A 13,437-nucleotide genomic window follows, 5' to 3' on the forward strand; every position below is an offset into this window, starting at 1 on the left:
GGTATTGCTGGATTCAGTCCAACTCGTCCTGGTCGCGCGGATCGAACGGCGCGTCCAGGGACTTCGTGAGATCGGCGAGCATCGCCTCGATCTGCGGCTCGACGTACTCCGCGACGGCGGCCTGGATCCGCAGGCGGTGGTGCAGAAGGATCGTGCAGACCTCGCGGCCGACCATGTTGGCGTAGTCGTCGGCCAGCCCGACCTCCTGACGCAGGGCGGCCTTCGCCTCGTCGGTGAGGGGCGGCAGCGCCGGCACATCGGCGTCGGCCTCTTCGGCGAGCCCCGCGATCGTGAAGAGGAAGGGTGCGCCCGGCACAGGATCGGGATCGAGCGGAAGACCCTCGAACTCGGGGTCGAGGCCTTCGCTCGGCCGATAGCTTCGCGCCCGGTTGCGGGTGGCCTGCTGATCGAGCTCGGCCTGGAGCATCGGCAGGTTCAGCGCCGTGTACTCGGCCACCGAGCGGTCGACGATCGTCTTCACGCGGGTCGACAGGCCGTGCTGCACGCCGTGCGGCACGTCGGCGCCCAGCCCCGCCGCCGAGAGCACGGGAGACCCGAAGCACCGGCGACACGGCGCGGTGCGTCCGCGGTGGGTGGCCGGCTCCCAGCGGGGCAGCCACGCGAGCCAGGCGTCCACCGCCTGGCTGACCTGTGTCTCGAGCGACCGCTCCACGCGGTCAACGGTAGTACGCGGCATCCCGGATCGCCCGGATCCCGTGACTTGGCGTATATGTACGCGACACGCCGGCGTGTCGCGTACATATACGCCAAGTCACGGAGAGGCGCGGGGGGGTGGATGCCGGCGGCCCGCGCGCCGGCACAGCCGCGGTGGGGCGGGTCAGGGCTCCGAGGGGTCCTCCCACGGCCACCGCGGGCGACGCGCGCGCGTGCGGACCAGGGCGATGCCGGCCCAGGCGCTCACGAACGCCGCCGCGGCGACGACGGCCCCGAACCAGGAGGTCGCCAGGCGGCCGGCGACACCCGTGGCCACGCCGAGGTCGGCCCCCGTCACCAGAGCCGCGATCCACACTCCGCCGATGTAGGCGAGGAACGCGGCCGCGGTGGTCCACACCACGCCCCAGAAGGACGGGCCCCGCGTCGCGGCGCGTGCGCCGGCAGCGCCGGAGGGTGCGGCGGCATCCCCTCTCTCGCCCGACCGGCCGATCGCGGCCCACAGGCCGCCCGCGAAGGCGAGGATGGCGAGGATCACGCCGACGATGCCGGGGATCTGCCCGAGGCCCGGGGTCGCGATGACGTCTTCGCCGGTGAAGAGGCTCACCATGCCGAGACCGAAGATCGTCAGCGCCGCGAACCCGATCGTCGCGAACGCCAGGGCCACCGGTGGGCGCACGGGCCCACCCGACGCTCCTGCGGAACCGTGAGCGGCCATGCCTCCAGCGTACGTCCGGCGCCCCCGTCTCAGCACGGATCCCCGGTCTCGGAGAGACCGGGGATCCAAGAAGCGGTGCGCGTCAGCGCTACGGACGGACGAGCTGTGGGCCCGCCTCGAGCGTGCGCTCGTACTCGCGCTGCGCCTCGATGTTCAGCTCGGTGACGCGCCTGCCACGTGCCGCGGCCCACGCCCCGAACCAGATGGTCAGCTCGCGACCGATCACGAACGCCCCGAACGCGAGCGGGGTGAGCAGCTGGCTCTCGACGAGCGCGGCGCCCTCACTGGCGGTCAGCTCCCAGAACGGCGCCTGGAACAGCGCGCCCAGGATGTGCCCGCCGTACGCGGCGGCGCCCACGAGCAGGCCGAAGACCACCCACGCGCCCCAGCGGCCGCGGTTGATGATCGCGCCCAGCAGCCAGAAGGCCAGGAAGAAGACGACCACCGGAACCCACAGCGACCACGTGCGCAGCGCGTCCAGCACGGTCGTGCCGATGGTGTCGCCGGTCACGTCGCCCTCGATCGCGCGAACGCCGATCCACAGCGCGAGGTACAGCACGCCGAACGACAGGGCCGCCAGCAGGCCGATGGCACCCGCCGCGGCACGGTTGCCGCGCGGACGCGGCGCCTCGGGCGCCTGCACGAAGATCGGCTGCGCGGCGGGCGCGGCGACGACCGTCGTCTCGGGGACGACGGGTTCGCTCGGAGTGATGGCGGGCGCGGCGACGACGGTCGGAGAGTCGTCGGCGGCCGACGTGTACACGGCGGTGTCGGCCGCGGGAGTGGCGGGGACGTCGAGGGATGCCGCCTCCTCGGAGTCCCACGGGTCGGGCTCTGCGGGGGCCGCTGCCGCGGGTGCGGCACCAGACGCCGACGCGGGCTCGGCGTCGGCCGCGGCGGGCTCGGATGGGGCGACCGCCGGCGTGCCGGACTGCGACGTGTCGGCGGTGTCGGCGCCGCGTCCCGCGGCCTCCGCCTCGGCGAGACCTTCGTTCGCGCGACCGACGACGTCGTCGACGCCGCCAGGCTCTTCGACGGGCTCGCCGTAGGACGACTTGGGGTCACTCATCGTCAGCACTCCTCACGCAGGGCGAGCGCCCTGCAGAGCGACAGTATCCCGTGCACGCTCCCATGCCGCGGAGGCGTGCCGGGCGCGGCGCGGACGGACGCCGCCCATTAGCCTGGGGCGATGGCATCCACAGCGTTCCGGATGGCCGCGGCGGCGGCATCCGCCCTCTTCGCGCTCGCCGCGCTCACCGCGTGCGCTCCCGACGACACCCCCGAGGGCGGCTTCACCTTCACGCCGACGCCGTCGGCGTCCTCGTCGCCCACCCCGACGCCCACGCCGACGCCGACCGCGCAGGCCGAGATCCCCACCGACTGCCGCGCGATCCTCAACGCCGACGTGCTCGCGCAGCTCGAGGGCGTGCCGCTGAACGACCCCGCCTTCGGCGCCTCGGGACCGCAGCCCGACGGCAGTCTCATCTGCGTGTGGGGCGACCCCGCCGCCGATGCCACCAACCTCGTCACCTCGATCACCTACGTGTCGCGCGGTCCTGCACTGGAACAGCTCAACAAGCTCGCCGACGAAGACGGGTTCACCTGCTACACGCCCGACAGCGGCACGCGCTGCGAGAAGACGTGGCAGGACCCGAACTACCCCGTCACGTCGGGGCGCACACTGTACTGGCGCGACGGCGTGCTGATCGACACCAGGTACTCCAACCTCGCCCCGACGGGCTACACCACCGCCGTGGTGACCGCGATCTTCAGCTGATCCCGCCGCCGGCGTCGCCGAACACGTGCCGCTCCAGGCGGGCGCCGAAGTCGTCGGGGTGCCATCCCGTCTCGACGCTGACCAGCCACAGCCCGCTGCGCAGCGTGTGCTGCTCGACCACGCTCCCCCGCGTGCGGGTGCACTCCACGGCCTCGGCCGACGACGTGCATGCGAAGCCGTCCGACGCGAGCGACGGCTCGGCGACCGCCGACGCGTCCGCGTCCACGCGCGCCAGGGTCGTGACGATGCCGCCGCCGTCGAACCGCCACACGCATGTCACCGCGACGTCGGCGGTCACCGCGTCGGCGAAGGCACGGGCGTCGGTCGCGGGCGCCGCGAGCGACTGGCTCAGCAGCGACCCGGTGTGCCACGTCAGCTCGTTCCACAGATCGTCGGAGTACATCGACCGGCAGTCGACGGCCGCACCGGCCGCCGCGTCCTGGGCCGGCGACGGCACGGCGGAAGGGGCGGCACGCGGCGCGGTCGCGTTGCGCAGGGTGTCGCCGAGCCATCCGATCGACACGGGCACCATCGGCAGCGCCAGCCACACGAGCGCCGCCACGACCGTGGCGCACAGCATCCCCGCGGGCACGGCGATCCACGAGTTGCGCCCGCCGATCCGTGCCATGGTCCCCCCGACCGTCACCCCCACGGTAAGTCGGAGAACGGGATGCCGCGACACGGCGCGCGGCGGGCGCTCCGAGCACCTCCCCCGCGCGGGTCCGCGATGATACTCGCTGCACGCCGCCGGATCCAGTCCCTCCGCACGACCGCGAGCGTGACGCACGTTTGTCTCCCGCAGCGACGCGACGGACCTCCCCCGCGACGCCGCGAGCGACAGGAGGAGCAGGATGTCCACATTCGAGCAATCGCCCCGCGACGGCACGGCCGCGACGGGCGAAGACTTGAAGGAACGCGCCATCGAGACGTCGCCGAAGTCGACGCCGGCGCGATGTACGTCGCGGGTGTCGCGGTCGACGAAGCGGTCGACACGGCGCGCGATGCGAAAGAGGCGGCGCGCGGGTTCTTCGAAGAGACGCGGACGCAGCTGGCCGATCAGGCCGCGGTGCAGCAGCGCCGAGCCGCCGACGCGCTGCGCGGCACCGGCGATGAGCTGGAAGGGCTGGCGAACGGCGCGACCTCCGGCGGTGCGGCCACCGACGCCGTGCGGATGATCGGGCAGCAGACCCGCCGCGCGGCCGACTGGCTCGAGCAGCGCCAGCCGGCCGACGTCGTCGGCGAGGTGCGGCGGTACGCACGACGGCACACCGTCGCGTTCGTCATCACGTCGTTCGCCGTGGGAATCGTCGCCGGCCGCCTCACGCGGGCGCTCGTCTCGGACGCCCACGACTCCGGCGGCTCGCATGACGCTGCGCTCCCCGCGGGCGGCGGCACGCGCAACGTCACGGGAGCGGGTACAGGAACGGGCACCGCCCCCGCGGCGGCGGCTCCGGCATCCACACCCCGCACCGGCGCCGGCGGCCAGGGCTCGTCGCCCGACCTCGGCATGCAGGCGGACGCCGGCATGGGCCCGGGCGGCGACACCCCGATCGCCGACGCCCTCGGGCACGACGCGCGGACGGGCGACACGGGCGACGCGTGGTCGCCGAGCGGCGGGGCACGGCCATGACCGACATGCCCACGCCGTCTCAGCAGAAGGCGTCCGAGACGTCGCTGGGCGAGCTCGTCGGCGAGGTCTCGCGCGACCTGTCCGCGCTCATGCGCCAGGAGCTCGAGCTGGCCAAGGCCGAGCTGTCGCAGTCCGCGAAGCGGGCCGGCGCAGGAGCGGGGCTCATGGGCGTGGCAGGGTACGCGGCCATGATGGCGGTGCTCTTCCTGAGCCTCGCCCTGTGGTGGGCGCTCGGCACCCTCGTGGGCCTCGGCTGGTCCGGCGTCATCGTCGCCGTCCTGTGGGCGATCATCGCGGGCATCATGTACGCCGTCGGCCGCCGCCGCCTGGCGTCGGTGCGGGGAGCCCCGCAGACCGTCGAGACCGTCAAGGAGATACCCGAAGCACTCAGAAGGAACCAGGAGAACCGATCATGAGCAACCCCGACCAGATCCGCGCCGACATCGAGGCGACGCGCGGCGAGCTGGGGCGCGACGTCGACGCACTCGCCGACAAGGTCTCGCCCCCGAAGATCATGGAGCGCCAGCGCACGCGGGTGCGCCAGGCGCTCGGCGACGTCAGAGACCACGTCATGGGGGTCGCCGACGACGTCGGCGACACCGCGGCGGGCGCCCTCGACACCGCCGGCGACGCGATCCAGGACCTGCCGCACAAGGCGCGCCGCGCCACGCAGGGCGCTCCGATCGTCGTCGGCCTGCTCGCCGCCGGGGTGGGCTTCCTCGTGGCGAGCCTCATCCCCGCCACCGACGCCGAGAAGCGCCTCAGCGTCTCGCTGCGCGACCGCGCCCAGCCTCTCGTCGACAAGGCGATGGACGTCGCGAAGGATGCCGCACAGGACGTCGCCGACGAGCTCAAGGGCCCTGCGCAGGACGCCGTCGAAGAGGTCAAGGAGTCCGCGATGGCATCGGCGCAGACCGTGAAGGACGAGGCGCAGCACACCGCCGAGCGCGTGAAGGACAACGTCTCCGCCACGGCGGGCGGCGACTCCCCGGCCGGTGACGCGGCGCAGGCGGGGACCACGTCACCCGGCATGTCGATGCCCGACGCCGCCGGCCCGGAGCGACCCGACCGGCTGGGGTGAGGCATCCACTCTCCCCGTGGAACGGCGAAGGGCCCCGGCGAACCGGGGCCCTTCGTGAGTTCTGGACTCAGTTGTAGTCGGTCGAGAAGCCGTCCGTCGAGAAGCTGTCGAAGTCGACGTAGCTCAGGTCGGCGTCGGTGTACGCGCCGTCCGAGGCGAAGATGCGGTTGGGGTACCGCTCGCTCTTGGCCTCTTCCGTCGCCTCGACCGTGACGTTGCGGTACTTCGCAAGTCCGGTTCCGGCGGGGATGAGCTTACCGATGATGACGTTCTCCTTGAGGCCGACGAGCGGGTCGCTCTTGCCCTCCATGGCCGCCTGCGTGAGGACGCGGGTGGTCTCCTGGAACGACGCGGCCGACAGCCACGACTCCGTCGCGAGCGACGCCTTCGTGATACCCATCAGCTCGGGACGACCCGACGCGGGACGCTTGCCCTCGCCGACCGCCTCGCGGTTGATCTGCTGGTAGCGCTTGAAGTCCACCAGCTCACCCGGCAGCAGCGTGGTGTCGCCGTGGTCGACCACGGTGACCTTGCGCAGCATCTGACGGACGATGACCTCGATGTGCTTGTCGTGGATCGGCACACCCTGCGAGCGGTACACGCCCTGGACGCCGTTCACGAGGTACTTCTGCACCTCGCGGGCACCCTGCACGCGCATGACCTCCTTGGGGTCGAGCGTGCCGACCTGAAGGGGCTGACCGACGGTGACGTGCTGACCGTCCTCGACCAGGAGCGTCGCGCGCTTCAGGACCGGGTAGACGTGCGGCTCGTCGCCGTTGTCGGGCGTGAGGATGACCTTCTTCGACTTCTCGGTCTCGTCGATCGTGATGCGGCCGTCGGCCTCCGCGATCGGCGACGCGCCCTTGGGGGTGCGGGCCTCGAAGAGCTCCTGCACGCGGGGAAGACCCTGCGTGATGTCGTCGGCCGAGGCCGAACCACCGGTGTGGAAGGTACGCATCGTCAGCTGCGTGCCGGGCTCACCGATCGACTGGGCCGCGATGATGCCGACGGCCTCGCCGATGTCGACGATCTTGCCGGTCGCGAGCGAACGGCCGTAGCACTTCGCGCAGACGCCGACCGCCGAGTCGCACGTGAGCACCGAGCGCACCTTGATGGACTCGACACCCGCCTCGACCAGCTTGTCGATGAGCACGTCGCCGACGTCCTCACCGGCCGAGGCGACGACCTCGCCCGAGGGCGAGACGGCGTCGGCAGCGAGCGTGCGGGCGAACACCGAGTTCTCGACGTTCGCGTCGCGCACCAGGACGCCTTCGCTGTTGGGCGCGGCGATGGTGAACTCGAGGCCCTTGGTGGTGCCGCAGTCCTCCTCGCGGATGATGACATCCTGCGAGACGTCCACGAGACGACGGGTGAGGTAGCCCGAGTCGGCCGTACGGAGGGCCGTGTCGGCCAGACCCTTGCGGGCACCGTGCGTCGCGATGAAGTACTCCGCCACCGACAGACCCTCGCGGTACGACGAGATGATCGGACGCGGGATGATCTCACCCTTCGGGTTGTTCACCAGGCCTCGCATACCCGCGATGTTGCGGATCTGCAGCCAGTTACCACGGGCGCCCGACGAGACCATGCGGTTGATGGTGTTGTCGGCCGGGAAGTGGTCGCGCATCGCCTTCTGGACCTCGTCGGTCGCCTCGGTCCAGATCTTGATGAGCTCCTGACGACGCTCGGCGTCGGTGGTGAGACCCTTCTCGAACTGCGCCTGGACCTTCGCGGCCTGCTTCTCGTAGCCGGCGACGATCTCGCCCTTGTTCGGGGGCGTGAGGATGTCGCTGAGCGCCACCGTGACACCTGAACGGGTGGCCCAGTAGAAGCCGGCGTCCTTGATGCGGTCGAGGGATGCCGCGACCTCCACCTTCGGGTACTCCTCGGCGAGCTTGTTCACGATCTGCGACAGCTTGCCCTTGTCGGCCTGCTCGCGCACGAACGGGTAGCCCTTGGGGAGCGTGTCGTTGAAGATCGCCTGGCCGAGCGACGCGTCCACGAGGCCGTGGCGCTCGTAGCCCTCGGGAGCCTCGCCCTCCAGGAAGGCCAGACCGGGGATGCGGATGCGGACCTTGGCCTGCAGGTCGAGGGTGCCCTCGTCCTTCGCCAGGATCGCCTCGCCCACCGAGCCGAACACACGACCCTCACCGGCGGCGCCCTCCTTGACCGTGGTCAGGTGGTGCAGACCGATGATCATGTCCTGCGAGGGCAGGGTCACCGGGCGGCCGTCCGACGGCTTCAGGATGTTGTTCGACGCCAGCATCAGGATGCGGGCCTCGGCCTGGGCCTCGACCGACAGCGGCAGGTGGACGGCCATCTGGTCACCGTCGAAGTCGGCGTTGAACGCCGCGCAGACGAGCGGGTGCAGCTGGATCGCCTTGCCCTCGACGAGCTGCGGCTCGAACGCCTGGATGCCGAGACGGTGGAGCGTGGGCGCACGGTTCAGCAGCACGGGGCGCTCGCGGATGATCTCTTCGAGCACGTCCCAGACCTCGGGGCGCGTGCGCTCGACGGCGCGCTTTGCGGCCTTGATGTTCTGCGAGTGACCGAGGTCGATGAGGCGCTTGATCACGAACGGCTTGAACAGCTCCAGCGCCATCTGCTTGGGCAGACCGCACTGGTGCAGCTTCAGCTGCGGACCGACGATGATGACCGAACGGCCCGAGTAGTCCACGCGCTTGCCGAGCAGGTTCTGGCGGAAGCGACCCTGCTTTCCCTTGAGCATGTCGCTCAGGGACTTCAGGGCGCGGTTGCCGGTGCCGGTGACGGGACGACCGCGGCGGCCGTTGTCGAACAGCGCGTCGACGGCCTCCTGCAGCATGCGCTTCTCGTTGTTGACGATGATCTCGGGCGCACCGAGGTCGATCAGGCGACGGAGGCGGTTGTTGCGGTTGATCACGCGACGGTACAGGTCGTTGAGGTCGGAGGTCGCGAAGCGGCCACCGTCCAGCTGCACCATCGGACGCAGCTCCGGCGGGATCACCGGGACGACGTCGAGCACCATCGAGGCCGGGCTCATGCCGGTCGCGAGGAACGAGTTGACGACCTTCAGGCGCTTGATCGCACGGATCTTGCGCTGGCCCTTGCCCTCCGAGATCTGCAGGTGCAGGCTGTCGGCCTCGGCCTGCAGGTCGAAGCTCTCCAGGCGGCGCTTGATCGACTCCGCGCCCATGTGGGCCTCGAAGTACTGACCGAAGCGGTCCTGCAGCTCGTGGAAGATCTCGTCCTCGCCCTTGAGCTGGCCGACCTCGAGGTTGCGGAAGTCCTCCCACACCTTCTCGAGGCGCGTGACCTGGTCGTCCGCGTTCTTGCGGATCGAGGCCATCTCCTTCTCGGCGGCGTCCTTGACCTTCTTCTTCTGGTCGGCCTTGGCACCCTCCTCCTCGAGCGCGGCGAGCTCCTCCTCCAGCTTCTGGAGGCGAGCGGCGACACGCGCGTCGCGGCGGTCCGCGAGCGTCTTGAGCTCGAGGCGGATGTTGTTCTCCTGCGTCGAGAGGTCGCGGTGGCGCGCCTCCTCGTCGACCGAGATCACCATGTAGGCGGCGAAGTAGATGACCTTCTCGAGGTCCTTCGGCGCCATGTCGAGCAGGTACCCGAGGCGCGAGGGAACGCCCTTGAAGTACCAGATGTGCGTGACGGGCGCGGCGAGCTCGATGTGGCCCATGCGCTCACGGCGGACCGAGGACTTGGTGACCTCGACGCCGCAGCGCTCGCAGACGATGCCCTTGAAGCGGACGCGCTTGTACTTGCCGCACGCGCACTCCCAGTCGCGCGAGGGTCCGAAGATCTGCTCGCCGAACAGACCGTCCTTCTCGGGCTTCAGGGTGCGGTAGTTGATGGTCTCGGGCTTCTTGACCTCGCCGTAGGACCAACGACGGATGTCGTCAGCGGTGGCCAGGCCGATGCGAAGCTGATCGAAAGTGGTTGATTCGAGCACTGGTTCTCCTGTGTCGGAAATTCGTTCGTTACCTGGCGCGCTTAGATCTCGTCGATGGACGACGACTCGAAGCGGCTGGAGATGTTGATGCCGAGCTCCTCAGCGGCGCGGAAGGCGTCGTCGTCGGTGTCGCGGAGGTTGACCGCCGTGCCGTCGGCCGAGAGCACCTCGACGTTCAGGCAGAGCGACTGCATCTCCTTCATGAGCACCTTGAACGACTCGGGGATGCCGGGCTCCTGGATGTTCTCGCCCTTGACGATCGCCTCATAGACCTTGACGCGGCCGAGGATGTCGTCGGACTTGATCGTGAGGAGCTCCTGCAGCGCGTACGCGGCGCCGTAGGCCTCGAGGGCCCACACCTCCATCTCACCGAAGCGCTGACCGCCGAACTGCGCCTTACCACCGAGCGGCTGCTGGGTGATCATCGAGTACGGGCCCGTCGAGCGCGCGTGGATCTTGTCGTCCACGAGGTGGTGCAGCTTCAGGATGTACATGTAGCCGACCGAGATCGGAGCCGGGAACGGCTCGCCGGAGCGGCCGTCGAACAGCTGCGTCTTGCCCGTCGAGTCGATGAGGCGCACGCCGTCGCGGTTCGGGGTCGTCGAGTCGAGCAGACCCGCGATCTCGTCCTCGAAGGCGCCGTCGAACACCGGCGTGGCGACCTTGGTGCCCGCCGGGGCCTCGAACGCCTGCTCGGGCAGGTGCGCGGCCCACTCGGGAGTGCCCTCGACCTTCCAGCCCTGCTTGGCGATCCAGCCCAGGTGCAGCTCGAGGACCTGGCCGAAGTTCATTCGACCGGGGATGCCGAGCGGGTTGAGGATCACGTCGACCGGCGTGCCGTCGGCGAGGAAGGGCATGTCTTCGACCGGAAGGATCTTCGCGATGACGCCCTTGTTGCCGTGGCGGCCGGCGAGCTTGTCGCCCTCGGTGATCTTGCGCTTCTGGGCGATGTAGACCACGACTCGGCGGTTGACGCCCGAGCCGAGCTCGTCGTCGCCGTCCTCGGCGTTGAACTCCTTGACCGCGATGATCGTGCCCTGCTCACCGTGGGGCACCTTCAGCGACGTGTCGCGGACCTCGCGGCTCTTCTCGTTGAAGATCGCGCGGAGCAGGCGCTCCTCGGCCGAGAGCTCGGTCTCGCCCTTGGGCGTGACCTTGCCGACGAGGATGTCGCCGGGGCGCACCTCGGCGCCGATGCGGATGATGCCGCGCTCGTCGAGGTCCTTCAGCAGGTCGGGGCTGACGTTGGGGAGGTCACGGGTGATCTCCTCCTTGCCGAGCTTCGTGTCACGCGCGTCGACCTCGTACTCCTCGATGTGGATCGACGAGAGGGTGTCGTCCTTCACCAGGTTCTGGCTCAGGATGATGGCGTCCTCGAAGTTGTGGCCCTCCCACGTCATGAAGGCGACGAGGAGGTTCTTGCCGAGGGCCAGCTCGCCGTTCTCGGTGGCGGGGCCGTCGGCGATGACCTCGCCGGCCTCGACACGCTCGCCGGCCGAGACGACCACGCGCTGGTTGTACGACGTGCCCTGGTTCGAGCGGTCGAACTTGCGCAGGAAGTAGTCCTGCGTGCCGCCCTCGTCCAGCTGCACGGTGACGACGTCGGCCGAGACCTCGACCACGACACCGGGCTTCTGGGCGGTGACCACGTCACCGGCGTCGATGGCTGCGAAGCCCTCCATGCCCGTGCCGACCACCGGCGACTCCGAACGCAGGAGCGGGACGGCCTGACGCTGCATGTTCGCACCCATGAGGGCGCGGTTGGCGTCGTCGTGCTCGAGGAACGGGATGAGCGAGGTCGCGACCGACACCATCTGGCGCGGCGAGACGTCCATGTAGCCGATCTCGTCGGAGTGGAAGAGGTCGACCTCGCCGCCGTTTCCGCGGCGGGCCAGGACGCGGTCCTGCGCGAAGCTGCCGTCCGACTTCAGCTCGACACCGGCCTGCGCGACGATGTAGTCGCTCTCTTCCGAGGCGGTCAGGTAGTCGATCTGGTCGGTGACCTTGCCCTCGACCACACGACGGTACGGCGTCTCGATGAAGCCGAACGCGTTGATGCGGGCGAACGAGGCGAGCGAGCCGATCAGACCGATGTTCGGGCCTTCCGGCGTCTCGATCGGGCACATGCGGCCGTAGTGCGACGGGTGGACGTCGCGGACCTCGACGCCGGCGCGCTCACGCGACAGACCGCCGGGGCCCAGGGCCGACAGGCGGCGCTTGTGGGTCAGACCCGCGAGCGGGTTGTTCTGGTCCATGAACTGCGACAGCTGCGACGTGCCGAAGAACTCCTTGATCGCCGCCACGACGGGACGGACGTTGATCAGGGTCTGCGGCGTGATCGCCTCGATGTCCTGCGTGGTCATGCGCTCGCGGACGACGCGCTCCATGCGCGACAGACCGGTGCGGACCTGGTTCTGGATGAGCTCGCCGACCGCGCGGATGCGACGGTTGCCGAAGTTGTCGATGTCGTCGACGTCCAGGCGGATCTCGGCGGGCTTGCCGCCGCGCACGCCGTCGAAGACGACGTCGCCGCGGTGCAGGCGCACCAGGTACTTGATCGTCGCGACGATGTCGTCGACCGTCAGCACCGAGTCGGTGAGCGGCTTGTCGAGACCGAGCTTGTGGTTGATCTTGTACCGGCCGACCTTGGCGAGGTCGTAGCGCTTCGGGTTGAAGTAGAAGTTGTCGAGCAGCGCGCGGGCGGCCTCGGCGGCGACCTGCTCGCCCGGACGGAGCTTGCGGTAGATGTCGCGGAGCGCGTCCTCCTTGGTGAGGATCGTGTCCTTCGACAGCGTCTCTTCGATCGACTCGAAGCCGGCGAACTCGTTGAGGATGTCCTCGGACGTCAGGCCGAGGGCCTTGAGGAAGACCGTGACCGACTGCTTGCGCTTGCGGTCGATGCGCACGCCGACCTGGTCGCGCTTGTCGATCTCGAACTCGAGCCACGCACCGCGCGACGGGATGACGCGCGCCGACACGATGTCCTTGTCGGACGTCTTGTCGGGGGTCTTGTCGAAGTAGACGCCGGGCGAACGGACGAGCTGCGACACGACGACGCGCTCGGTGCCGTTGATGATGAACGTGCCCTTGTCGGTCTGGAGCGGGAAGTCGCCCATGAAGACCGTCTGGGTCTTGATCTCACCGGTCTGGTGGTTCATGAACTCGGCCTCGACGTAGAGCGGGGCCGCGTACGTCTTGCCGCGCTCCTTGCACTCCTCGATGGAGTACTTCTCAGGCTCGAGGTACGGGTTCGTGAACGAGAGCTGCATCGTCTCGCTCAGGTCCTCGATGGGCGAGATCTCCTCGAAGATCTCCTCGAGGCCCGAGACCTCGGGCACGTCGGTGCGACCGGCGGCCTTCGCGTCGGCGACGCGCGCCTTCCATGCCTCGTTGCCGACGAGCCAGTCGAACGACTCGGTCTGCAGCGCGAGAAGGTCGGGGACCGTCAGCGTGTCGGAGATCTTGGCGAACGAGAGGCGGGAAGCTCCGCGTCCGTTCTTGGGGGTGGTGGTGGGATTGGATGCGTTGCGCGCAGCAGCCAAGGGGATTACCTCCGTGGGCCCGTAGGGCTCGTTTCCTTGTCGTCAGGTGGAGTGCTCCTCATCCCCGAAACCCGCGC

The 13,437-nt window shown here is 69.8% G+C and carries 10 protein-coding genes; 4 read left to right on the forward strand and 6 right to left on the reverse strand.

All coding sequences use genetic code 11. The features are described 5' to 3' along the window. Positions 1–13 precede the first annotated feature (13 nt). The 3 genes from JNB62_RS16690 to JNB62_RS16700 all read right to left on the reverse strand — a co-directional run bounded on the left by JNB62_RS16690 (position 14) and on the right by JNB62_RS16700 (position 2,459). On the reverse strand, positions 14–673 hold the full coding sequence (locus tag JNB62_RS16690; RefSeq protein ID WP_220302029.1) for a spermidine/putrescine ABC transporter substrate-binding protein: 660 nt from the start codon (positions 671–673) through the stop codon (positions 14–16). Between the two features lie 165 nt (positions 674–838). Next, entirely contained in the window at positions 839–1,390 is a 552-nt protein-coding gene (locus tag JNB62_RS16695; protein ID WP_220302030.1) for a hypothetical protein, read from the reverse strand. 88 nt (positions 1,391–1,478) lie between these two features. Then, positions 1,479–2,459, reverse strand: coding sequence for an ABC transporter (locus tag JNB62_RS16700; protein WP_220302031.1), 981 nt, complete (start codon positions 2,457–2,459; stop codon positions 1,479–1,481). A 120-nt stretch (positions 2,460–2,579) separates the two neighbouring features. Here JNB62_RS16700 and JNB62_RS16705 point away from each other — a divergent pair, with 120 nt between their 5' ends. Then, positions 2,580–3,167, forward strand: a complete 588-nt coding sequence (locus JNB62_RS16705; RefSeq protein ID WP_223231217.1) for a hypothetical protein — start codon at positions 2,580–2,582, stop codon at positions 3,165–3,167. On the opposite strand, the gene JNB62_RS16710 is transcribed toward JNB62_RS16705, so the two are convergent. Beyond that, the gene (locus JNB62_RS16710; RefSeq protein ID WP_220302032.1) at positions 3,160–3,795 is read right to left on the reverse strand and encodes a hypothetical protein; all 636 of its coding nucleotides are present in this window, start codon (positions 3,793–3,795) and stop codon (positions 3,160–3,162) included. The two genes, JNB62_RS16705 and JNB62_RS16710, sit on opposite strands and share 8 nt — an antisense overlap. A gap of 324 nt (positions 3,796–4,119) precedes the next feature. Here JNB62_RS16710 and JNB62_RS16715 point away from each other — a divergent pair, with 324 nt between their 5' ends. From JNB62_RS16715 to JNB62_RS16725, 3 genes are read left to right on the forward strand one after another with little or no spacing between them, the layout of a single operon-like run. Beyond that, positions 4,120–4,797, forward strand: coding sequence for a hypothetical protein (locus JNB62_RS16715; RefSeq protein ID WP_220302033.1), 678 nt, complete (start codon positions 4,120–4,122; stop codon positions 4,795–4,797). Next, entirely contained in the window at positions 4,794–5,213 is a 420-nt protein-coding gene (locus JNB62_RS16720) for a phage holin family protein (protein WP_220302034.1), read from the forward strand. Before JNB62_RS16715 ends, JNB62_RS16720 begins: the two co-directional genes overlap by 4 nt. Continuing rightward, complete coding sequence (locus tag JNB62_RS16725; RefSeq protein WP_220302035.1) at positions 5,210–5,878, forward strand: DUF3618 domain-containing protein; 669 nt, start codon at positions 5,210–5,212, stop codon at positions 5,876–5,878. Before JNB62_RS16720 ends, JNB62_RS16725 begins: the two co-directional genes overlap by 4 nt. 67 nt (positions 5,879–5,945) lie before the next feature. Here the strand turns inward: JNB62_RS16725 and rpoC are convergent, their stop codons facing one another. After that, on the reverse strand, positions 5,946–9,818 hold the full coding sequence (rpoC, locus tag JNB62_RS16730) for a DNA-directed RNA polymerase subunit beta' (protein ID WP_220302036.1): 3,873 nt from the start codon (positions 9,816–9,818) through the stop codon (positions 5,946–5,948). Positions 9,819–9,859: 41 nt separating this feature from the next. Continuing rightward, on the reverse strand, positions 9,860–13,360 hold the full coding sequence (gene rpoB, locus JNB62_RS16735) for a DNA-directed RNA polymerase subunit beta (RefSeq protein ID WP_220302037.1): 3,501 nt from the start codon (positions 13,358–13,360) through the stop codon (positions 9,860–9,862). Positions 13,361–13,437 lie beyond the last annotated feature (77 nt).

It is taken from the genome of Microbacterium jejuense, assembly GCF_019511665.1.
Taxonomy (GTDB): domain Bacteria; phylum Actinomycetota; class Actinomycetes; order Actinomycetales; family Microbacteriaceae; genus Microbacterium; species Microbacterium jejuense_A.